This window comes from Paenibacillus mangrovi (assembly GCF_022898935.1).
Lineage (GTDB): Bacteria > Bacillota > Bacilli > Paenibacillales > Paenibacillaceae > Paenibacillus_AQ > Paenibacillus_AQ mangrovi.
On record NZ_JALIRP010000006.1, the window covers coordinates 306,703 to 329,482 of the forward strand.

General features: G+C 42.6%; 20 protein-coding genes and 1 pseudogene. 11 read left to right on the forward strand and 10 right to left on the reverse strand.

Features of this window, described 5'->3' with window-relative positions:
* The first annotated feature begins 102 nt into the window (after positions 1–102).
* The 4 genes from trmL to MUG84_RS16720 all read left to right on the forward strand — a co-directional run bounded on the left by trmL (position 103) and on the right by MUG84_RS16720 (position 3,575).
* On the forward strand, positions 103–567 hold the full coding sequence (trmL, locus tag MUG84_RS16705; RefSeq protein WP_244726674.1) for a tRNA (uridine(34)/cytosine(34)/5-carboxymethylaminomethyluridine(34)-2'-O)-methyltransferase TrmL: 465 nt from the start codon (positions 103–105) through the stop codon (positions 565–567).
* Between the two features lie 173 nt (positions 568–740).
* A complete protein-coding gene (locus MUG84_RS16710) occupies positions 741–995 on the forward strand; it encodes an AbrB/MazE/SpoVT family DNA-binding domain-containing protein (protein WP_160043317.1) in 255 nt (84 codons plus the stop codon).
* A 590-nt stretch (positions 996–1,585) separates the two neighbouring features.
* Positions 1,586–2,242, forward strand: coding sequence for a response regulator transcription factor (locus MUG84_RS16715; protein ID WP_244726677.1), 657 nt, complete (start codon positions 1,586–1,588; stop codon positions 2,240–2,242).
* 109 nt (positions 2,243–2,351) lie between these two features.
* Entirely contained in the window at positions 2,352–3,575 is a 1,224-nt protein-coding gene (locus MUG84_RS16720) for an aminotransferase-like domain-containing protein (RefSeq protein ID WP_244726679.1), read from the forward strand.
* Here MUG84_RS16720 and MUG84_RS16725 read toward each other — a convergent pair.
* On the reverse strand, positions 3,572–4,318 hold the full coding sequence (locus MUG84_RS16725) for a DUF2161 domain-containing phosphodiesterase (RefSeq protein ID WP_244726681.1): 747 nt from the start codon (positions 4,316–4,318) through the stop codon (positions 3,572–3,574). The two genes, MUG84_RS16720 and MUG84_RS16725, sit on opposite strands and share 4 nt — an antisense overlap.
* A 249-nt stretch (positions 4,319–4,567) precedes the next feature.
* Between MUG84_RS16725 and MUG84_RS16730 the strand changes: the two genes are divergently transcribed.
* The 3 genes from MUG84_RS16730 to MUG84_RS16740 all read left to right on the forward strand — a co-directional run bounded on the left by MUG84_RS16730 (position 4,568) and on the right by MUG84_RS16740 (position 8,801).
* Positions 4,568–6,463 carry a PrkA family serine protein kinase gene (locus MUG84_RS16730; protein ID WP_244726684.1) on the forward strand — a complete coding sequence of 632 codons (1,896 nt, stop codon included), beginning with the start codon at positions 4,568–4,570 and terminating at the stop codon, positions 6,461–6,463.
* A 157-nt stretch (positions 6,464–6,620) separates the two neighbouring features.
* Positions 6,621–7,628, forward strand: coding sequence for a globin-coupled sensor protein (locus MUG84_RS16735; protein WP_244726686.1), 1,008 nt, complete (start codon positions 6,621–6,623; stop codon positions 7,626–7,628).
* A gap of 159 nt (positions 7,629–7,787) precedes the next feature.
* A complete protein-coding gene (locus MUG84_RS16740; protein WP_244726689.1) occupies positions 7,788–8,801 on the forward strand; it encodes a LacI family DNA-binding transcriptional regulator in 1,014 nt (337 codons plus the stop codon).
* A 106-nt stretch (positions 8,802–8,907) separates the two neighbouring features.
* Here the strand turns inward: MUG84_RS16740 and MUG84_RS16745 are convergent.
* The 5 genes and pseudogenes from MUG84_RS16745 to MUG84_RS16765 form a co-directional block, all read right to left on the reverse strand.
* A pseudogene (locus MUG84_RS16745) lies at positions 8,908–9,546 on the reverse strand (SpoVR family protein); the annotation flags it as partial.
* Between the two features lie 16 nt (positions 9,547–9,562).
* Complete coding sequence (locus MUG84_RS16750) at positions 9,563–11,497, reverse strand: hypothetical protein (protein ID WP_244726691.1); 1,935 nt, start codon at positions 11,495–11,497, stop codon at positions 9,563–9,565.
* A 373-nt stretch (positions 11,498–11,870) separates the two neighbouring features.
* Complete coding sequence (locus tag MUG84_RS16755; protein ID WP_244726693.1) at positions 11,871–13,448, reverse strand: recombinase family protein; 1,578 nt, start codon at positions 13,446–13,448, stop codon at positions 11,871–11,873.
* Positions 13,432–14,883: a recombinase family protein gene (locus tag MUG84_RS16760; protein WP_244726696.1), complete on the reverse strand. Its 1,452-nt coding sequence runs from the start codon at positions 14,881–14,883 to the stop codon at positions 13,432–13,434. The genes MUG84_RS16755 and MUG84_RS16760 overlap by 17 nt, the downstream gene beginning before the upstream one ends.
* A gap of 6 nt (positions 14,884–14,889) precedes the next feature.
* Positions 14,890–15,048 carry a hypothetical protein gene (locus MUG84_RS16765; protein ID WP_244726698.1) on the reverse strand — a complete coding sequence of 53 codons (159 nt, stop codon included), beginning with the start codon at positions 15,046–15,048 and terminating at the stop codon, positions 14,890–14,892.
* A 33-nt stretch (positions 15,049–15,081) separates the two neighbouring features.
* On the opposite strand from MUG84_RS16765, the gene MUG84_RS16770 reads away from it, so the two are divergent.
* Positions 15,082–15,426, forward strand: a complete 345-nt coding sequence (locus tag MUG84_RS16770; RefSeq protein WP_244726700.1) for a helix-turn-helix domain-containing protein — start codon at positions 15,082–15,084, stop codon at positions 15,424–15,426.
* Positions 15,427–15,531: 105 nt separating this feature from the next.
* On the opposite strand, the gene MUG84_RS16775 is transcribed toward MUG84_RS16770, so the two are convergent.
* Positions 15,532–15,792 (reverse strand): hypothetical protein, encoded by a 261-nt coding sequence (locus MUG84_RS16775; RefSeq protein ID WP_244726702.1) that lies wholly within the window; start codon positions 15,790–15,792, stop codon positions 15,532–15,534.
* Positions 15,793–15,896: 104 nt separating this feature from the next.
* Between MUG84_RS16775 and MUG84_RS16780 the strand changes: the two genes are divergently transcribed.
* On the forward strand, positions 15,897–17,375 hold the full coding sequence (locus MUG84_RS16780) for a recombinase family protein (RefSeq protein WP_244726704.1): 1,479 nt from the start codon (positions 15,897–15,899) through the stop codon (positions 17,373–17,375).
* Positions 17,376–17,453: 78 nt separating this feature from the next.
* Here the strand turns inward: MUG84_RS16780 and MUG84_RS16785 are convergent, their stop codons facing one another.
* The 3 genes from MUG84_RS16785 to MUG84_RS16795 all read right to left on the reverse strand — a co-directional run bounded on the left by MUG84_RS16785 (position 17,454) and on the right by MUG84_RS16795 (position 21,176).
* Positions 17,454–19,304, reverse strand: coding sequence for a J domain-containing protein (locus MUG84_RS16785; protein WP_244726707.1), 1,851 nt, complete (start codon positions 19,302–19,304; stop codon positions 17,454–17,456).
* 20 nt (positions 19,305–19,324) lie between these two features.
* The gene (locus tag MUG84_RS16790; RefSeq protein ID WP_244726709.1) at positions 19,325–20,077 is read right to left on the reverse strand and encodes a J domain-containing protein; all 753 of its coding nucleotides are present in this window, start codon (positions 20,075–20,077) and stop codon (positions 19,325–19,327) included.
* Between the two features lie 193 nt (positions 20,078–20,270).
* Positions 20,271–21,176: a hypothetical protein gene (locus tag MUG84_RS16795; protein WP_244726711.1), complete on the reverse strand. Its 906-nt coding sequence runs from the start codon at positions 21,174–21,176 to the stop codon at positions 20,271–20,273.
* Between the two features lie 400 nt (positions 21,177–21,576).
* Here MUG84_RS16795 and MUG84_RS16800 point away from each other — a divergent pair, with 400 nt between their 5' ends.
* Positions 21,577–21,813, forward strand: coding sequence for a hypothetical protein (locus MUG84_RS16800; RefSeq protein WP_244726713.1), 237 nt, complete (start codon positions 21,577–21,579; stop codon positions 21,811–21,813).
* A gap of 95 nt (positions 21,814–21,908) precedes the next feature.
* Positions 21,909–22,763: a DUF4236 domain-containing protein gene (locus MUG84_RS16805; RefSeq protein ID WP_244726715.1), complete on the forward strand. Its 855-nt coding sequence runs from the start codon at positions 21,909–21,911 to the stop codon at positions 22,761–22,763.
* Positions 22,764–22,780 lie beyond the last annotated feature (17 nt).

Consider the following 22,780-nt stretch of genomic DNA (forward strand, 5'->3'; position numbering starts at 1 on the left):
AAAATCAGCCTGTTGAACGCACAGCCTTTCGCCTTATGGCGGAAGGCTTTTTCGTTAGTGATGAATAAAGTTGACTTAATTTGAAGGATGGAGTGAATCATTATGGCACTGCATATCGTGCTTGTAGAACCTGAAATCCCGGCAAACACCGGGAATATTGCCAGAACCTGTGCAGCGACGGGAGCCCATTTGCATCTGGTTCGGCCGCTTGGCTTTAGTACGGATGACTCGCAGCTGAAGAGAGCAGGACTGGATTACTGGTACGCGGTTCATATCGAATACCATGATTCTTTTGCGGAGGTACAGGAGAAATATCCGGATGGCCGCTTCTTTTACACTTCGACGAAAGCTGAAAAAAGATACACCGATGTCGAATTCCGGGACGGCGACTTTTTTGTGTTCGGAAAAGAAACGAAAGGCCTTCCTCCAGAGCTGCTGGCTGCGAATCCGGATACCTGTATCCGGATGCCTATGACCGATAAGGTGCGTTCGCTCAATCTGTCCAATTCAGCTGCGATTATCGTGTTTGAAGCGCTGCGGCAGATGGATTTTCCAGGTATGCAGTAAGTTTCAAAATGAAAGAAATAAAAATTAAATTTGTTAGCAGGATTCGACATCCTCATATCGAACTATTATGAAAGACCCATTTTTTTTGTTTGGAAAGCTATTTTAACATGATTGGGAGTACTTTCTAATCATAAAAGAAGTTGATTAGTTAATAGGAGAGGTGTAGTTGGTCTATGAAACCTGCTGGTGTAGTTCGCAAAGTCGATCAGCTGGGGAGAATTGTCTTGCCCAAATCGCTCAGAAAACGGTATCAGATGAATGAAGGGGATCCTGTAGAAATTTTGGTACAAGGGGATCATATCATCCTCGAACGTTATCGTCCCAAATGTGTATTCTGCGGCTCCATGGATGAAGTGAGCGAGTTTAAAGAACGTTATATCTGCGGACAGTGCCAATCGGATATGGCTCAGCTGCAAAGACACGCATAACCATCATTTCAGGCATCACGATCATTCGTGATGTTTCTTTTTTTCTTAAAGGGGAAAGAGCGCAAGTAAAAAGGCTCCCCTGTTCAGGAAGCCCTTTTGGCCGTTAATTACAAGCCTTTGGTTTTATCTTCGTTATAACCTGCGGTTAGGATGCCGGTCAGGAACATTACAAGCACAACCGCAATAATCCAGAACGTTAATGAGAACGACATGAAGGCCACCTCCCGCTAATCTACCATGCTCATCTAAGCATATTATACCCAGAGTTTCTCTAAAAATAAATGAGAATCGTTATTTTTACCAGTCCTTATTTTAAAATTCCCTGCTCTTTTCGTAAAAATGAATCTAAAGTCACAGAAAAGCCTAAAAAGAGATTGCGCCATATGGAATCGTTGCGATACAATCTTGTTAGATTTATTTGCAGTAAAGTCTTATTTTTACGATATTTTAACAGAATTTACCTAAGATACCTCCGGGCGCTGCTAACCGTTTAATACGTCTTAAAACAAGCACTTGACGCGCACACAACATAGCTGAAATATACATTCACTTAATCATTCCACTTTATTTAGCAGGGGGTTTCATTTGAAATGACGAAGGTTTGGCGGGTCGTAATTATAGACAGTCATCCCACAAGTATGCTGGGAACCAAGTTAATATTGGAAGATAGGGAAGAGCTGAAAGTAACGGGCATGGCTTCTAATTGGGATGAAGGTCTGATGCTTGTTGTCTCACAGCAGCCGGAACTGGTGCTCTTGGACTACCAAATGCCGGAAGGAACAGCTGAAGAGCTGCTCGAAAAAATGGCTCACTCTTCGCCTTCAAGCCACATCATTATTCTGACAGATACAGACGGAATCAATCTCCTACATTCGGTAGTGAACCTTGGGGGAAGCGGTATTTTATCCAAACAGGCTTCCGCGACACAGCTAATGTTGATGATCGACGGTCTGCGGGAAGGACTAGCAACTCTGCCGATGGATTGGCTGAAGAACGGGATCTGGCAGGTGCAGACTTCGATGGTTGACGGCGACTTATACCATCTGACAGATACGGAAATATTCATTATGGAACGGATTGTCCAAGGCATTACCTATGACAAAATCGCTACGGAAATTGCGGTCAGCCGGCGGTCCATCGACAATTATCTGCGTAAAATATATGTCAAGCTGGGTGTATCAACCCGGGCGCAGGCGATTGAAAAGTTTGCCCTGACGGCGCGTCAAAAAAGTCCTGTTTTCAGTTAATCCACGATATATATATATACATGTGAGGATTTTAAGGAATCCTGATGTGCAGATTTTAGAATACTAACCAGAGAACGATGGATTGGAACTGGAAGAAGGAGGAGATATCATGCAGTATTCCTTTGCGGAACGCACGAAAGCTATGCTGGCGTCGCCGCTTCACTTCATGAGATCACTGTCTACACGGGATTCCTTCATTTCTTTTGCTGAAGAGCTTCCCGCTGAGGAGTTGTTCCCGCTGTCATCACTGGAGGCTGCTGCGGCAGCCGTCATATCGAAAAGCCCTGCGGCGCTGCAGTACGGCGAGCCCCAGGGCTATTTGCCGCTGCGGGAGTGGCTGAGCAATAATTTCAAGCAAATGAAGCAAACGGATGTCGCTGCGGAACAAATTCTGCTAACGACAGGCAGTCAGCAGTCCGTGGATCTCCTTGCCCGAGTATATGTGGAGCCGGGGGATCCGGTACTCGTCGAACATCCGACGTCACCGGGTTTTTTGCAGATTCTGAAAATGCAGGGTGCGGTTATTGTTCCGGTGGAAGGGAATGCGGACGGGATCAATCCGGAACATTTGCTGAAGCAAATGGAGGATGTTCGTCCCAAGCTGCTGCTGGTATCGCCCAACTTTACGAATCCGACTGGGGTGCTGTGGAGTCTGGAGCGGCGTAAGGAAGTGCTTGAGATTTGCAAATCGCGGAAAGTTCTAATCGTGGAAGACAATTCTTATGGAGATTTGCACTTTGGCGGCATAACCGAAAAAGAGTTTTACAGGAAGTATCCATCCTTGTTCTCGCTGGATGAAGCGGGGAAGGGCGGGCATGTGCTGTATATCGGATCCTTTAGCAAAACGGTAGTCCCTTCGCTGCGCACAGGTTGGGTCGCGGGAAACAAAGCCATGATCGAAACGATGGTTATGGCTAAGCAGCTCGCAGACTGGCAATCCAGCCACTTTAACCAGTGTTTGCTCCATTATCTGCTCGAGTCCTCGACCTTTGATATTCATGAACATATTCAGATGCTGAACCGCGAATACGAGACCCGGCTGAAGCTGATGATGGAGCTGCTCAAGCGCCCGGCTTGGAAAGGTTCCCGGTTTGAAGCGCCTGAGGGCGGCATGTTCATTTGGCTTCGCCTTCCGGAAGCGCTGGATAGCGTTGCTCTGCTGAAATGCTCAGTGAATAAAGGAGCTGCGTTTTTACCCGGAACGCTGTGCTACACGAATGGGGAAGGCAGAGAATTTATCCGCCTGAACTTTACCCATCCGGGCCGGGATGAGCTGCTGCTAGGCATGAATTTGATCGGGGAGGCCATTACGGAATTCACAGCCCGCAGCTAACGCTTGAGCGGACTCGGATTCCCTGCAGATGAAGGTGCGGTCTCCAGTACCCCCGCATACAGATTAAGGCTCTCCTTACCGGCTGGAGTAAGCACATACCGTCCGCGCCCGATCCGTTCAAACCATCCATAATAGTTGTTCCTCAAAATAGCGGCCGCATTACCGATACCGGTCAGGTCCCGTAGTGAGGCCGGAGAAGCGCCTTCCGGCGGAGCGCTGGTCATGGCGAGCGCCACCCGCAGTGCCTTTTCACGGTAAGCGGTCATAAGCTTTGCGCGGCTGCTGCCGCCAATGTTGTAATCACCGCTGCGTTCATGGAACTCGTACAGAAGACGTTCCGTACGTTTTTTCTTGAAGCCCAGAGGCGCATCCGGCTTTTCCGGTTCACACAGAACCTCAACAAAGGGCTTTTTCGTTTTGAAAAAAGTAATGGTGAGCAGTCCAAAACCCAGCTTGCGGCACAGCCTCGTGATTTCGCCCCACCGCTGGTTCACGGCTCCGCGCTTGGTGCGGCTGCGTTCTACCGCCAAATACACCTGTGAGCTCATTTGCTGACGTTCCATCCCCTGCAGAAGCAGTGCGAGATTGAACGTTTTTTTCATTTCGACAATCAGTGGCTCGCGTTTCTCCGGATGGACTCCGACCATATCGCAGTTTCGAACCTCACCCTTGATTTCATATCCATGCTGCTCAAAAAAAGCCTTCAGCGGCTCATACAGCTCGGTTTCATGCTGTACGGTCATTCGAATTCCCCTTTGCCCAAAGGCGGTCAAGCCTCGTCTTTTTTAATCTAGATTTATTATAACATTTGATAAAAGACTATCCTCCTTTCGCGAAAAAATAGGTCAACTAATCCCCATTTTCAGCATAGGTATGTAATACACTTTTTGATTCAGGATAATGCGAAAATTGGACCAAATGGGAGGAAGTTGACCCTTGACGCTTTGATGCAATTTTTGACAACTCAAAACGTAGTCATAGGAGGTACTAGCATGGATATATTCGAACGCGTAGCGGCCTATCGGGCAGAAAGTGATCAACTTGCATGGAACGGCACCTTTAAAGATTACATTGAACTGCTCCGTCAGAATCCTTCAGCGGCCATTACCGCTCATGCACGCGTGTATGACATGATCAAGTCGTACGGCGTAGAGGAGGTGGGAGGCCATAAGCGCTATAAATTTTTTGAGCAGGAGATTTTTGGCCTGGACCGGTCTGTGGAGAAGCTAGTTGAGGAGTATTTCCACTCTTCAGCGCGCCGGCTCGATGTCCGCAAACGGATTCTGCTGCTGATGGGGCCAGTGAGCGGCGGTAAATCCACGCTGGTGACGCTCCTGAAGCGCGGCCTAGAAAAATATTCACGGACCGAGAAAGGAGCGCTGTATGCGATCGATGGCTGCCCAATGCATGAGGATCCGCTGCACTTGATTCCGCTTGATCTGAGGCCCGAAGTGGAGAAAGAGCTCGGAGTACGTATTGAAGGAAACTTATGCCCGTCCTGCCAGATGCGCCTGAAGCTGGAGTACGACGGGGACATCGAAAAGGTGCCTGTAACCCGGGTGATTATTTCCGAGGATACGAGAGTGGGCATCGGGACTTTCAGTCCGTCGGATCCGAAATCGCAGGATATCGCCGACCTGACCGGAAGCATCGACTTCTCCACCATTACGGAGTTTGGCTCGGAATCCGATCCGCGCGCATACCGTTTTGACGGAGAGCTGAACAAAGCTAACCGCGGCTTGATGGAATTCCAGGAAATGCTCAAATGCGATGAGAAGTTTCTATGGAATCTGCTTTCACTCACACAGGAAGGGAACTTCAAAGCGGGGCGATTTGCGCTTATCTCGGCAGATGAGCTCATTGTAGCCCATACGAATGAAGCCGAATACAAGGCGTTTATATCCAATAAGAAAAACGAGGCGCTGCAATCTCGGATGATTGTTATGCCAATTCCATATAACCTGAAGGTTTCCGAGGAAGAGAAAATTTATAACAAGCTGATCAAGCAAAGCGATATGAAGCATGTGCATATTGCGCCGCATGCGCTGCGGTCCGCCGCTATTTTCTCCATACTGACGCGGCTGAAGGAAACGAAAAAGCATGGTATGGATCTGGTCAAAAAAATGCGGATGTACGACGGTGAAGAAGTTGAAGGCTTCAAGGAAGCGGATCTGAAAGAGATGCAATCCGAATACCTGGAAGAAGGGATGTCCGGCGTGGATCCTCGCTATGTCATCAACCGGATATCCAGTGCTTTGATTAAGCAGGACCTTCAATGCATTAACGCGTTGGATATTTTGAGAGCGATCAAGGACGGATTAGATCAGCATGCCTCCATCACCAAGGAAGAGCGGGAACGTTATCTGAATTTCATCGCGGTCGCGCGCAAGGAGTATGATGAGCTGGCCAAAAAAGAAGTTCAAAAGGCGTTTGTGTATTCCTTTGATGAATCGGCCAAGACGCTGTTTGAAAATTATCTAGATAATATCGAAGCCTTCTGCAATATGTCTAAAATCCGCGACCCGCTGACCGATGAGGAAATGAATCCGGATGAGCGGCTGATGCGTTCCATTGAAGAGCAGATCGGCATTTCGGAAAATGCCAAGAAGGCATTCAGGGAAGAAATTATGATCCGCATTTCGTCCTATTCGCGTAAAGGGAAAAAATTCGAGTACCATAATCATGACCGCCTGCGCGAAGCCATTGAGAAGAAGTTGTTTACTGACTTAAAGGATATCGTCAAAATCACCACCTCCACGAAAACGCCGGATGCGAATCAGCTCAAACGGATTAATGAAGTCAGCAAACGTCTGATGGACGATCACGGATATTGCCCGGTGTGTGCGAATGAATTACTGAAGTATGTCGGAAGCTTGCTGAATCGATAATTTGTCGAACCGTCCTCGCCTGAGGACGGTTTTTTGGCTGCGCGCTATAAAAAAGTTCACAAAAATCTAGTGGATATACTGTCGATATAGTCTATAATATACAAAGTTACTGTATCAAACGGAAAATTTTAGGTACAACGGAGGAGAATCTTTCTAGATGATTAATGTATCCCCTAAGCGGAAGAAACAGATTGATTATATCAGACTGACTGAAAAAGATATGGAAAATCTTCTGCAATTCCGGCCTGTGTTCGCAAAAGTGGTAGAGGATGTTGTAGGCCATTTCTACAAGCATATCGCAACCGAACCGGAACTGATGGAGCTCATCGGGAAAACCACCACGATTGAGAGATTGAAGAATACCCAAAGAGAATACTGGATGTCTCTTGCCGATGGAAGAATTGATGACGAATATTTGGAAAAGAGAATTGCGATCGGGCTTGTGCACTCTCGTGTGGGCCTCAGCGTCGAGTATTATCTAGGAAGCTATATGACATACCTTGATATTGCAGCGGATTTATTGCGTCAGGCTGTACCGGATCAATGGGTCTCCGTCATCCATTCGCTAAGTAAAATGTTTAACCTGGATTCGCAGCTGGTACTCGAGGCCTATGAACTGAAAGAAAAGGAAAAATTGAAGGATCTGGCTAATGAAAAAGAGCATGTACTGCAAGCGGTTACAGAGGTTATGCAGCAGCTGACGGGTATGATTGCCGAACTCAATGAGAGTGCGGGACAAATTGCTGCTACGGCGCAGATCACTGCGGAGTCCCAGGAGATGGCTCATGGTTTAATGGACGAGCTGCATGAGGATGTGAAGCAGATCGAGAGCATGGGAGCGCTCATTAAGGGGATTTCGGATCAGACGCATCTGCTTGGTCTGAATGCTGCAATTGAAGCAGCGCATGCCGGAGATATGGGCAGAGGGTTTGCCGTGGTTGCGGGAGAAGTGCGTAAGCTGGCGATGCATTCCCGTGAGGCACTCGAACAAATCCAGGATAAGGTATCCGGTATCATGAAAAGGCTGGACAGTGTCCGGAAGGAAACGGAAAAAACGACCGTACATGCGCGGGAACAGGCCAGCAGCTCTCAGGAGCTCGCTTCATTTGTGACGATGATCGAGAAGCTGACCCAGGACCTGGCGGAAATTCAGAAGCAAAGCTAGATTTCTTTGAAAAGGATTGCTATTTTTCTATTTTCATGCAGAATTTCTGTATAACTAACCTGATATTTCAAGTATAATAAGGTACAACATCATGAGCTTAAGGGATAGAAGAACTGATTGAGCATGTTTTTGCAATCCGTATTCCGAGGTGATTTTAAGTTGGCTTCAATTCATGATGTGGCTAAGGAAGCAGGGGTTTCAGTAGCGACAGTGTCCAAAGTGATTAACCACTATCCGGACGTAAGCGAGAAAACAAGAAAAAAAGTCAAAAATGCGATTGAACTCCTTCGCTATAGACCCAATGTTATTGCGCGTGGGCTGGTGACCGGGAGATCCTGGACTGTAGGGGTTCTAATTAATATACCTTTTACCAATCCATATGTAGCGATGCTGCTAGAAGGAATCAAGACAGCCTTGGAAAACAGCGGGTATGATCTGATGAGGCTGTCTGCCCGGCTGAATGATCCGGAGTATTCTTTTGTCAATCACTGTCAAAGCCGTAATTTGGACGGAGTCGTGGTGTTTGGTGTGGATAAGGATCATCTCAGCATTCAGGAGCTGATTGAATCAGGAATTCCAACGATGTTCGTGGATACAGATGCGACCGGTCTCCGGGCAGGAAATATTACCACAGACAACCGGAACGGTGCACATATGTCGGTCCGGCACTTGGCCCAGCTTGGTCACCGCAGGATTGCCTATTTGGCAGGTACTCCCGGGCATGAAGTGAATGAGAGCCGGCTGGCCGGGTACCGTGACGGACTTGAAGCCTCCTCCATTCCCTATCGCAAGGAATATATCATGAGTGGGGATTATTCCTATGACAGCGGCTTTCAGGGCATGAAAATGCTGCTGGAGCTGGATGAGCCGCCGACGGCCGTGATTTGTATTTCAGATATGGCAGCCTTTGGCGTTATTCATGCGATTGAGACTCATGGACTTAACGTTCCTGGGGATATATCGGTCGTGGGATTCGACAATATTTATGAAGCGGAGCTTTTCAAGCCGGCACTGACGACCATCAACCAAAATATTCACACCATTGGGGTAAAGTTGATCGAAGAGTTGATCTCGATGATTAAGAATCCGGATTATCCACCCCCGGTTGTAACGGAGCCTTCTAGTCTCATTATCCGGGAATCAACGGCCAAATGCCGGGAATTTGGTGAATAAGGAATGAAAGAACGTGCTGTAATGAGTACGGCTACGTAAAATACTAAGCGGCCTTCCGGTTATTAAATCGGTAGGCCGCTTTTAATTTGCAAAACATCAAAATAAATTAAATAAACTTTCGGTGAAGCTTTTTGCCGTCATGGGTGAACATAACTTTTCGATCCTCGATAATGGTTTCCAGATGGACGGTGCGGCCCCACAGCTGATAGACGTAAGGCATCGTCCGCTCCATATATTTCAGATCAAGCTCGGTTCCCTCGTATTCATGGCGGAGGACCAGCTCGCCGTTTCGTAGATAATCACCGTCTGACACGACCAGGAACGGATTGCCCCCGTTGACTCTGGAGACCACCAGCTGATCCCGCACGCGTTCCCAAGCCTTCTCGGTAATTTTCCACTCGGGTCCTTTCTTCTCAAAAACGTACAGATCCAGGTCTTCGGTTAAGTCTTTCGTTAGGTAATTACGGATAAACGAGATATCGGAGTCAAACTCGCGCACCTCAAATATTTTCTCCCTGCCTTGACCTGGTTTTCTCCCGCCCAGTTCCCGTTCTTCTTTCGTCGGATTATCCCAGCGGCGTTCGATATCCTCGAGAATTTTAAGCCCCAGGTAATACGGATTCAAGCTGTTGCGGGAAGGCTGCACGACAGAGGCGTTCAGCTTCGCGAATTCGATGGTTTCCTCGCTGGTCAGATCCAGCTCCCGGATGATGCGCTGATGCCAGTAGGAAGCCCAGCCTTCGTTGCGCTAAGGTGCTTATTTAAGTAGTTTGTTGACGTAGGTCGACTAGAGAAGTAAGTTTGTTTTTAATTAGATTTACTATAAAGTGTTCCAGCTTATCAAATGGTCGTAATAAACTAAGTCCCATATATCCAGCTACAGGAAAGAACGAGATAAATAAAAGAACTACTGGTATATGCACCCAAAGTGGTATGGTGAAATTGAGCATATAATAGGCAAATGTTTGTCCTGCAAGCAGTATAAGAACAATTACTGCTTTGATAATTTTAACGATTCTGCGCCCCCATGAAATTGAAATATTGTTGATCCGATCATTTCTTATTTCAGTTGCTGAAGCCACTTCTCTAATATAGGACTCGAATTCAGCTTGTACTTCATCCTTCTTGCGCTGAGTTTCTTCTGTAATACTTTGTTGGTCTTTAATTAATTCGGCTTTTGACGCTGCCAAGATTTCTTCAATTGTTCCAATAGTGATTGCGTTTTCATCCCCGCTCGTAATCTCCATCATCAAAGAGCGAGCTTCTTGTGAATATCTTAGGATATAATAATCATCACTCGTAATTGTACCATTGTTTTTTATCTCTTCGATTTTCTCGAAATATCGCTTCCAAATGTATTCAGGTGTTGCTGTTGATGCAACACAATCAGCTATAATTCGTTTTCTTGTTAAAGTAGGAGAAGCAGTTGGGTTCTTAAGCCAAAGTAAATTTGTTAGGATATAAGCAGGTAAAACTGGTGGGATAATTCTGTTATTGTCTGACTCTTTAAAGAAGTATCGCTTGGTTATCTCCGCCAAACTGTGATTTGTGGTTATAAATAGTGCTTTGCAATTCTCGATATATATCGATGATTGTAATTTCCTGAGGCGCATTATCGCAGCAATGGAAGTAACATCTCGTTCTAATGCCTGTTCTTTCGTATATCTAATTGATCCCCGTAATGTTTCAGTCAGACCACGTTCATCAATATTAAACTCCTCAATGTAAGAAGGTTTCTCAAAAACCCTAATTTTCAATCTTTGCTCAATTTCATTTTCAACACTATAGATAAGTCGATCAATATCGGTCGCTGTATATTTGTTAGCTAAAAAGTATTCCATTGTTCCGTGGTTGTCGACAAGGTTACCTGTCCTTAACCTATATTGACACCCCTCTAAAATACCTATGATTTCGTTAATGGTGTGTTTAAAGCATCTTAACACTGCATTTGAATCTTTTAATAAAGATATTAATTCAAGGCAAGGAGCTTGACGGGCTTCACCAGCATATCCCAACGCGTATATTAGAAAAGTTGTATCGAAATAAATTTGAGTATTATTTTGAAACTTCATCCCGGTATGTGCGGGATCCGTAAAATATATAGCATTAGCTAACATATCGCCTTTGACAATAGATTCAAAGTAGCGATACTCGATTGAGTCAATATCAAGGCTTTTTATATACTGTCCAATTATAAAGGCAGGACTACCGTTATACTCCTCAGTATTAGTTACACTGGACTTTTCAATATTTAATAACAGAAGATTATTTCTTTTCAAGTAATGGTCAAATGCATTCTCGGCATCTTCTTTTGTCCAATTAATAGTTGGATATTTTTTGGAGAAACTTATTAATTGATTAATGAGTTTTTCATGTTGTTCAAGAATTGATTCTTGTTTTGAAACAAAATTTAATGATTCAAGCATTTCTCTGTTTGGAATGAATTTCTTATCTTTGTATTGTATGTATTTTTTTGATGTAAGCCTTCTTCTAAGAATAGTATCGATTACATTAATTGGAATTTTAATGCCAAACTGTTTAGAAAGATCGTATTGTACTTCATTTGCTGAAATATATGGGCTAGTTGATCTTCTTATACATTCTGCAATCATGGGAACAAAGTTGTCGTAATAATCTTTGTTTTCTTGGTCATTTACCATCAAAATAGCATAATTTATTGCAGCAGAAATATTCAAGATGACGTTCCTCCGTTTAAAATTTATAACAAATTACCCCAAAATAGTCGGTCACATTTAAGTATAGTCGTAACAGAAGTTACAATCAATTAGTTCATTTCCCAAAAGCAATAACCCCCAATAACCGAGAAACGTTTACCATCCTAAAATCCTGTCCATAATGATGAATGTACGAAACGGACAAACCCCAGTGGACAAGCACTTCCTCGGCTTTTCATCTCGGTAGCCGGGTAGGCTACCGATCGGGTGCCTAACTCGTTACCGAGATTTGGGCACCCGCGAAGGACAAGCTAACCCATTAACCGAGAGCTTGTCCAGTTTCAACGACAAACCTGGCTAACTAAAAAACCGACCATCCCTAAAGGACGGTCGGTTAACTGATGGTCGTTCTGACAAGGCTACTTCTAGTTTGGATTGCGAGATCTCCTTTCGTTACTACATGCTTACTGTCAATCGTTATAGGAGTAAAAACAGCCTGCTGAACCAGATATGTGATCATCTTTCGAATATCGTGATCATTGTCACGGCTGGTCATGATACTCATGGTCTTGATGTTACGAGTGATCTCATGCTGATTTCCTTCAATCATTTCGAGGTACTGAGCGCTCTTGTTCATTCGATTGATTTCAGATTGGAGAGCGATGATCCGGCTGCTCAATTGTTGCTTCTGTAATGTAAGAACTTGAACCATCTTTGTATTCTCGTCGATGGTTTCGAGGTCCTTCACCTTCGAGGCGAGCCGTTTGGAGTGTACGTCTGCCAGCTGCAATTGATTGTCTGTAGCAGTTAATTCGGTTTTAGCTTTATTCAACCGCTCAGCGACAAGTTGACGTTCTTTCAACATCTGCGCGTATACAAGAGAGCTTACGGTTTCCAGATTTTGTGATTTCAGGTCATTCAGTACGGCATCTATGACAGAATGTATCCGACCTGACTTAATTTTATATTTGCAGGTTGGGCAGCAGTACCATTTCTTGAGGTATTGCTTACCTGTCTTCTTATAAGTTGTGCTTTGATCCTTACAGTTCAACATTTGGTTGCAAACGGCGCAAGATAGCAGATTGCTTAGGTAGAAGCTCGTTTTGTACATCTTGGGATTAAGATCACCGGTTTTTCTTTGCTCATAGATCGCCCAAGTTTCTTTCCATTCCTCCAAGCTCATAATGGGTACGATCAGATCGCTTTTGATCATCAACCACCCTTCCATTGGAGTAATCGAGTTTCTTGATCGTTCGGACTTGCGTTGATGTGTCATGTAACCAGCGTAAAATGGGTTCGTTATGATCCAGCGTACCGCTGACTTATTTATTGATTTTCCGAATTCATGGCTAACAATAGAAGCAATCGATTGGAAGCCTTCGCGATTGCGGTACAATTCGTAAACTCGGCGAACAATAGTTAACTCCGCTTCATATTGCGAGAACGTCTTAGTCGCTTTGTCATATCGGTAACCAAATGGAGCTTTACCGCCAGTCCACTTTCCTTGCTTGAGAATGTTTCTTGCAGTATCGCGGGTGCGTATACGTGTATTATCGACTTCTAATTTTGAGGTTCCATCCTTAATAAGATCCACAATAAAATCCCCGGAGTCATATAAGCTCTCAGAACTTGTGATGACAACAGGGATGTTGCAGCCGCTCAAAGTCATTCGGATCTTCTGGTGCTCCATCGGATTTCTCGCCATTCTATCATGGTGATTCATCAACACAAAGTCGAATTTACCGTCAATCGCATCCTTGAGAAGTTGGGATACACCTGGTCGGTCATCTAATTGTTTCTTTCTGGCTGATACGGAGGGATCAAGATACTCATAGGCAATCGTACAGCCATATTTTTCAGCAAAATCATGTGCCATGGATTGCTGTGTTTCCATGTTTTGCTTAGCTGTAGAGTGCCGTCCATAGAAGGCACCCTTCATGCCAGGTTGAATGAGATTAGCTAACGGCAACATGTACGACTACCGCCTTTCCATTAAACGGGTCCCGAAATTGGATACTTAATGAAGGTGCATCAAGCCCAATGTAATGAACGATGTCGCGGATGAATGCTTCTCTTTGACTGGTATCATAGGAGAGCACTTCGGATAGAAGATCAACAGATTGCTGAAGCTGCTCCATGAGTAGGTATTTTTCCTGCAATTCAGCTAACTTCTTTGGGTAATTCTCCTGCAGTAATTCCTCCAATCTAATGCTATTGTGCAGGTGAAGGAGTGCTTCTTGTAAATCAGGCGTCGGATTTTGCATCCATATCGAGGTGTCTTCATAAAGCTTCTGTTTGTAAAATTGAATCGCTTCGCGGCTCTCCGTTATAGATTGTTCATAAAACGTAATAAGGTCGCTATGCGTAATCTTGTACACTTCGGAAAAATAAGTCTGGAACTGTAGTGTGATGAACTTTGCGCATTCCTCCAGTAGGGCTTCTTCCAGAAGATCAGGAGCTAGACGGAGATAATTATGTTTTTTGCATGTGTAAAACGTTCTTGTACTGATGTCCGTGATTTCTTTGCCGAACATGGCATTGCCGCACTTGCTGCAAAATAACAGTCCGTCAAGCATCATAGGCACTCGATTATGATTTCGAGTGCGAGTTTGCTTAAGGCTGTTCATTCGTTCTTGTGCTTTGTCCCAAGTAATCTCGTCGACGATGATGAGGTTTTCGTTCTCAATCTCTACGTACTCGCCGAACTCTTCGATCTTACGTATGCCTTTGTATATCATGTTACCAATCAGGCTTTGAATACGGTTATAATCCCATTTCACAGGGAACCAAGTGTATTGCTGCATGTCTCGTACGAAGTCAGAGAATGAAGCGCACTTTGTGTCAATGATTGCATCGTATAGTTTTCTTATAATCTCTGCCTGATCAGGTTGCACATGATACAGCTTATCCTTGTCGACAAAATATCCATAGGCGATCCGACCTTGAGCGTGTTTTCCTTGTTTCGTCATCGTATATTTCGTTTCTTTTATGCGTTGGACAATTTGGTTCGCTTCACGCTGATTGAAGCCGGCGATGATGAGCTCGAAGAATTCTCCTGCAGGAGAATATTGAATCGGGATTTCATTGTCGGCTGTGAATACAACCGTTACCTGCTTGGACCGAAGTAACTCGAAGAGCTCCATAGATTGCACTACATTTCTGGCAAGGCGATCGCGCTTATACACATAAATCGTTGAGACTAATCCGTTTTCGATGTCTTGTACTAGACGGTTCAACTCAGGTCGCGCACGTATTTCGGTTTTTCGTGCGGACACGGCTTCATCCAAATACAAATCATCAAACAGGATGCCTTTCGCTTTAACTTTCTCAAGTGCAAGAGCCTTCTGCATATCGATCGAATGCTCTTGTGATTTGATTGAGCTTCGAGCATACAAAACGGTCTTCATTGTTGATTACTCCTCTCCCTGGCTATCGCCTGAATGCTCAGCGATGAGCTGCTTTTTCAAAAGCTGCACGTATAGATCCATCCATTTACGTGCGGCATCCGGATCGTGAATTTGGGTGATGGATGAGATTTGAAAATCGGTGGTACGTGACTTTTTACGGTTCATGGTGTTATTCCTCCTAAGGTGGTGATGAAGGTAATGAGTAATTTTGGACAACAACTTCGGCTAATCAGACAACAGAAGGGATTCGGACTTAATGAATTCGCGAAGGAGTTAGGTGTGTCGCCTGCATACTTAAGTAATTTGGAAACAGGTAAAACACAAACCATCCAATTGGAAGTATTGAGCAAGCTACAGTATGAGCTTCAAATGATCGTTGATGAGATGAATACGATGGATGATCCGGTCGCATGGCGTGCAGAGCGAATAAGCGAATTACTTCTAAACTTGAATCGTACGCATCCGACTGTGGCGGATTACTTCATGTCAATGATCGAGCAAGGGATAGAACTTTTCACAGCTAGATCATCCGGCATTCATTAAGCTGCCCCAAACATTGGAAGAGTATACACGATCATAAACGATCATTTATGATCGTGAATAAACTGGCGTCGTAGTGGAAAGCCTAACTCCTGTAATTGGAAGGAGTTAGGCTTTTGGCGTGTATTCCGTTAATTCTAAAGTAAGACCTTCCTGTACCATCGCTACTTGGAGATTGAAACGGTTATCTTTGCCGAGCCTTTGATGAAGCCAAACATCCGCTGCTGCGCGTCTTAGCTGATTTTCAAAATCATACAGTCGGCGTAAAACAAGGTCAGAGAATGAGTGCTGTTTTAAATCGGATAATGAGGTAAAGCTGTTCTGTGCGTCTCGATGTTCAATGGTGAAACGAACCTTGAGTTGTCCCATATGATCACCTCGATTCTATTCTATGCGGGAGAATCCATTGGACAACCTTACGTTTTAACATAAATTTACGTGGACAGGCATAGGTATGGACAAGGAGGGAAGTCATGAGCAGAATACGTAAAACTGATCCAGAAGTCGATCTCTGCTATGTGGCTTTGTACTGCCGAGTCTCGACGGATGAGCAAGCACGGGAAGGCGTCTCGTTGGACGAACAGCAAGAACGTTTGAAAGCTTATTGCAGGGCAATGGGCTGGTCAGATCATGTGCAGGTTTTTGTGGACGATGGATTCTCCGCCAAAAATCTGGACCGACCGGAGCTTAAGCGATTGATTCAGGCTGTCAAAAATGGTAGCGTCTCTCGAATCATGGTAACCAAGTTGGATCGAATGAGCAGAAGACTACTCGATCTGCTTAACTTAATTGATTTATTTCAGGATTATGAAGTTTCATTTGTATCCATCAGTGAATCATTCGACACGAATACGCCTTCTGGTAGGCTTACGTTGCAGGTATTAGGGGCAGTAGCTGAATTTGAAAGGGAACGGATTCGTGAACGTGTGTTTGAAAATATGTTTCATGCCGCAAATACAGGGAAATGGCTGACACAAAGTCCATATGGTTATGATTTGGTGGACAAGTCATTAGTTATCAATGATAAAGAAGCTGAGATCGTAAGGAGGGTCTATGATTTGTACCTCAATGAGGGACTTGGATTCTATTCGATTGCCAAAGGATTAAATGAGGAAGGAGTTCCATCCAGACAGCGAAAAGAATGGTCGATTCGAGCAATTAAACTGATGCTAACCAATCCTGCTTACAAAGGCACATTGGTATGGAACCGGAAAGATTCAAGTAAATCGCAGCGTAAAGATAAGGATATAGCGGAATGGGTAACTGTCGAAGACTGCCTTCCTATTATTATAGAGAAGTCCGTCTGGGAACGGGTACAAAATCGGATGGGACAAATAACAATGGCTCCAAGAGCGAAATCAAGCCCACATTTATTGGGCGGTTTATTGAGGTGTGGAAAATGCGGTTCTGGTATGAGCATCGGTTTTTCGGGATCTCCTAGCAAAAGATACCGGGTTTATCGCTGCTCTGCGAATAAAAACAAAGGTACCTGTACAAGTAAGCAATACCGGGCTGATTCGGTCGAGGAATGGTTTAAAGAAGGTTTGGTGCAGCTCATGGAAGATACATCAGGCATTCTTATGATTATGGTGAAGGATGCTGCTGTTAAGTCGGAGCGAGAGCAGCTAGAGCAAAAGGTAAACACAGCAAAAGCGCGCTATAAGAGGAAAATTGAAGCTTACACCTCTGGACTAATCGAGTTGGAGGATTTGAATGAGGAAAAGGAAAGGCTTGATCAAATCCTCCTTGATCTGGAGAAAATGTCCCGCGGTGAAGTCGAAACGGTAGATATGGAGCAGCTTCAACAAGAACTTAATGATAAAGTGAATAATATCATTTCTGCAATAGATATATTGCCTGTCGAGCAAGCGAAAGGGATTATTCAGACGTTCATTCAGTACGTGGTTATTCATGGTGACAAGGATATTGAGATAAAATTGCAACCAATCTGAAAAGAGAAAATAGGTTCTGGAATTCATGCAAATAACCATAACCTTCGAAGAGCTACAAGGTTATGGTTATTTGCTATTTCATGGTTTTAATTTTAGATTATTATCTCTATTATCCCAGCCTGTTACCTTGCCGTTAGAAAATGAAATAGTGGAATTACCGTAATACCATGTACTTAGAGGACCAATCTCCATAATTTGATTGGGTGTTCCCATAACGGACTGAACATCTTGATCCGTAGAACCTAATGAAAAATTGCCCACTTTAATCGAAGAATGTTTCAATTTTAAATTTCGGTCTCTATCATCCCAGCCTGTTACCTTGCCGTTAGAAAATGAAATAGTGGAATTACCGTAATACCATGTACTTAGAGGACCAATCTCCATAATTTGATTGGGTGTTCCCATAACGGACTGAACATCTTGATCCGTAGAACCTAATGAAAAATTGCCCGCTTTAATCGAAGAATGTTTCAATTTTAAATTTCGGTCTCTATCATCCCAGCCTGTTACCTTGCCGTTAGAAAATGAAATAGTGGAATTACCGTAATACCATGTACTTAGAGGACCAATTTCCATAATTTGATCGGGTGTTCCCATAACGGACTGAACATCTTGATCCGTAGAACCTGATGAAAAATTACCTTCTTTAATCGAGGAATGTTTCAATTTTAAATTTCGGTCTTTATCATCCCAGCCCTTTACCTTGCCGTTAGAAAATGAAATAGTGGAATTACCGTAATACCATGTACTTAGGGGACCGACTTCCATAATTTCATCGGGTGTCCCCATAACGGATTGAACATCTTCAGAAGAGGATCCAGATGAAAAAGTGCCCTCTTTTGTAGTAGATGATGGATTATTATCTAACACTGAATTGTTTTGCTCAGTAACTTCCTCGATCTCTAATGGTTCATCCTTTGTTATGTCAGGGGTGGAAACATCGTTTTCACTAAAAGTTTCAATGTTGGTTATTAAATCTGTTTCTTCAGATACGGGATCTGTATTTATGCTCGTTAGATCTTCGAGAGGAAAGGGATCCTCTTCGCCTTCAGCTTCAGTATCTAAAGCAGGCTGTTGTAAATTTAAATTTAATTCTGGTTCCTCAGATTTAAGGACTAATGGAGTGTCAGTGTTGCCAGTAAAATTAAAAATCTTAATGCATATTAATATTAAGATGACAACGCCTATGGTTTTTAAATAAGCTCTCCAATTAAATCCAACTCTGAAATCAAAATATGATTGTTTTGCAGTGCGTTCCGGATTAGCAAACTTGTTATAGTTTAGATCACCGAGAAAGAAATCATATTCAAATCGGTTTCGATAAAACCGATATTGTCTATCGAATATTCTGCGTCTGTCAGCGTCCATTAAGGTTTCATACGCATTTTTTAGTACCTTAAAAGATTCTTCATCTCCTCCTACATCAGGATGGTTTGTTTTTGCTTTTAATCGAAAAGTTTTCTTTATTTCATCTGTATTGGCAGCTGAGGAGACGCCTAAAATTGAATAGTAATCAACAAATCCTTTGAATAAACCAAGAATATCTACTGAATCCCCATAGGGTTCAAACTCAACGCCATAATGTTTTTCGTAAATTAATTTTGAAATATGTAACTGTGCATTATGATATGTACATTGATTGTACAGGGAATAAAATTCACCCTGTTGTTTTGAATCGATTTCTAGATTAATTTGAATCTGTTCTAATTGGGGGAATAATATGCAAGAAAGATGGTGAAAAAGAAAATTAATAGCCTCTTTGATCTGAGTTTGATTGTAATCCCGAAACAAGATAATGATCCAGTTGATTAGACATTTCTTTATTTCATCATCAGCCCATAACTCACTATTTACAATCTCGTATTTTTTTAAATACCATAGAACAATTTTTGGAATTGATTCAATTCCCTTATACCGAGGTAGCCCCATGGTTCCATCTCCTAAATAAATTATTGATCAAGATTTCTTGGAACAGGAACTTTCCCAAAAAGAATATGCTTTAGTGCAACAAGCATTTGGTATATTCCGTAGATAATTGGTCCATAAGCAACCAGATATGCTCCCCCGCCTTTCGAGGCTTCGTTATATGTCGCGAAGGTAATTACACCACCGATTCCAAAGGCAACTAGTCCAATTATAAAAGGTTTGAAAGCAGCCCTTCGAATCATGCTTTTTCTGTAATTTACACAAGAACTCGCAATGGTTTTAGCAATATGTTCGGGACATCCCCGTTGAATGAGCAAAGGCGATATTTGATTCCAACTTTTATTTTGAAATGCTAATTCGTAAGCCATTTGAAACATTTCTTCTTCGAATCGATATGCGGCATAATCATATTCCATTTCCTCATGCGTTGAAGCGTATTGTGAGAATTTATTTTGGTTTTGAAGTGATGCATCATATTTTTTACGTGATACGGGATCGGATAGAACCTCATAAGCATACCGAATCTTTTTAAATAAAGTGGTTGCAATCTGCATGTTTTCCTGGTTTTTGTCTGGGTGCCATTTCATTGCTAATTTCCGATAGGCTTGCTTGATTTCATCTTGACTGGAGTCCTCACCGATTTCCAAAATTTCATAAAGTGTTAAATGCAATAATTTCCCCTTACAGTTACCGCATTTAGCGAGTAACCTTTTTTCAGTCAATACGCGATTTTTGTTTCCACATTGGAAACAAGTAATAAGCTCGTATTCACTCAAAATAACACTCACCTTTCGATGATTAGCTAAAATCATCCATATTCTAACACTTATAGCACTTATATGTATATGTATCAAATAAAAATTATCATGTTAAAAACATTACTGGACGAATAGATAATTTGCCTATTTCAAGCTGCGAAAATTGAGTAATATTAATATGCCCCCATTGATATTCAATGGGGGGTTAATTTTACTCATCTTGTGATTGAGGTAATTCGTCACCAAGCATTTCTTGGAGCTCCTCGGGATCTTCAGGAATATCAAAGAAGTCTGGGTCCAGTTGAGCATTGATTTTCTCGTAATCATCTACATTTAATTGCTGCTGCATGCTGAATGATGAGGTTAAATTTTCCTTTCTTGGGCGTCCTCTTTTTCTTGATGAGGTATTTTCATTTTCCTTTTGCGGTTTGCGTTGAAGGAGCAATTCGGTTTCTTTTCTTGCATATTCTGTTTTTAATTGCTCAACTTCCAACTTTCTTTCATATTCCATGCGTAACAGATCAATTTGGTGCTGCTGCTTTTGGCATTGTTCATTGAGTATACTGTTCTCTTCAGTTAGTCGTTGAACAATAGCTGGATAATCTGAAGATTCCCATTGTGTACGTTCATGTCTCATAACCTCAACCACAGCTTCCTTATCAGCCAATGATTTCTTCAAAGTTCCACAAAGATCTTCAAGAACACTGTTTTGCTTGTGCCGTTCTAAAAGGTCTTTCGTTTGCTGATTTGACTGCTCTTCAATCTCGAGTAATCTGGCTCCCATTTTATCTTTCAATTGTTCGCTTTGCTGTAATTGATGTCTTAGCTCTTCCAATGTCGTCAACCATTCAGCTTCTTGATGTGCTGTTTCGTCGGCTGTCTTCTTCATCATTTGCACAATAGTTTCTTGAACCCGGGTTATGTTCTGTTCAATGTATTCCAAATCGTTAGCGTATCGTTTCGTTGCGTCTTGATGTTTTAACTGGTGAAGATCATAGATAGAGAGGAGATGCTGGAACCATTCTTTTTGCGTTTCGAAGTCTGAATTTTTGAACAGTTGATCAATCTTTTCCTTCAGTTCGGGAGCGACCTTTACTCCAAATGTTACATCCGCCATATTCTTCATACGACTCCTTTAATTTGGTTAACTGCATAACCCTTGACTAGCCTGAGGTTAACCGGTTTATTAAGTAAACTGGATATGTTTGCTCGTTATATATATACGCTTGAGATTTTTGACTTATGAGAGGGCTGAGAAACTGAAATTGCAATTGACCTCAATATGTATAATTGCTACCATATTTTAGTTGGTTGTCTGATTTTCGATGAACAAATTGATTCCTTGGAGGGTTAACGAATGCAATCAGTCCAACAAAAATAGGGTAATATATCTGGAACCATCTGGCATAGTTAATCGTAAAAATGGGCAGTGAATCATTAACTGTAGATCAAATCCAATTCAAAGATCGAACAGATAACTATTTTCCAAAGCAATCTCATCATAAGAGCTTAAATTATTGCTGTCAGATCTTCTTATGTTTGTTAATTGCGAATGTAATGTCACTCTTCCAAGAGGTTTTGATAAAGTTGACGAATATGAACGGTTTCCTTTAGTAGCTGATATCTGGGTGTATTTTATTCATCAGCTGGAGGATTTGGAAGCCTATGTACAGGATGAGGATGAAGTACATGAACTACATGAAGTGCGAAAGGTTATTCCGTTCCCAACTGATAGAATTAAAATAAAAGAATAAAGCTGATAATATTGCTTGTACATAATATTAAATCAATTGTGATTTATTTAGATTCTTTACTCTAATGAATCACTTATATACAAGGGGATAGGGAAATGGGATTGCGATTTCGAAAAAGTATAAAAATTGCTCCAGGAATTCGACTTAATGTCAGTACCAAAAGTACAGGGATTAGTTTTGGAGGAAAAGGACTGCGCTACAGTATCAATTCCAGAACCGGCAGCCGTATAACCGCCAGTATTCCTGGTACGGGTCTTTCATATTCTGCTACATCCAGATCTGGCAGACAGTACAAAAGTCAAGCTTACCATAAACGAAATGAACTTGTTCGATTGCAAAGAGAAATGGATAAGCTGGAGAAACAAAAGCAGGCAATTTACGAAGTTCAGATGTTTGAAAATCAAGTTGAAATTATTAAATCTATTCATAAAGAATGCGATGAAGCATTCCATTGGAATGATATAAGGCAAATGCCGGCTCCATTTCTTTCAGGCGAAAAAGGACCTAGAGAGAGGTTTGCTCAGCAGGAATTGGATAATTTCAAGCCCAACATTATTCAAAAATGGTTTAAAACTGATGTGAAGAAACGGATACAACTGAGCGACAAAATTGACCAAGCTATTAGAGAAGATCAAGAAGATTATAAAAATTGGGAGAACGTTATATCGACTGCTTCTAAAATTGTATCAGGTGATATTGATGAATATTTAAAGGTAATCGAAGAATTGTCGCCATTAGATGACCTCAGTGAGTTTGGAAGCGGATTTGAGTTTTTTATCGAGGAACCGAAAACATTGGAGGTTGAATTTGAAGTCCATTCTCAGAATGTTATTCCTACAGAAACAAAAACACTGACGAAAAGCGGTAAGCTTTCAGTAAAACCAATGACAAAAACAAACTATTTTGACTTATATCAAGAAAAGCAAAACAGCAGAGGCAAAGTTGCTTGAAACTGAAGAGGGGTTCA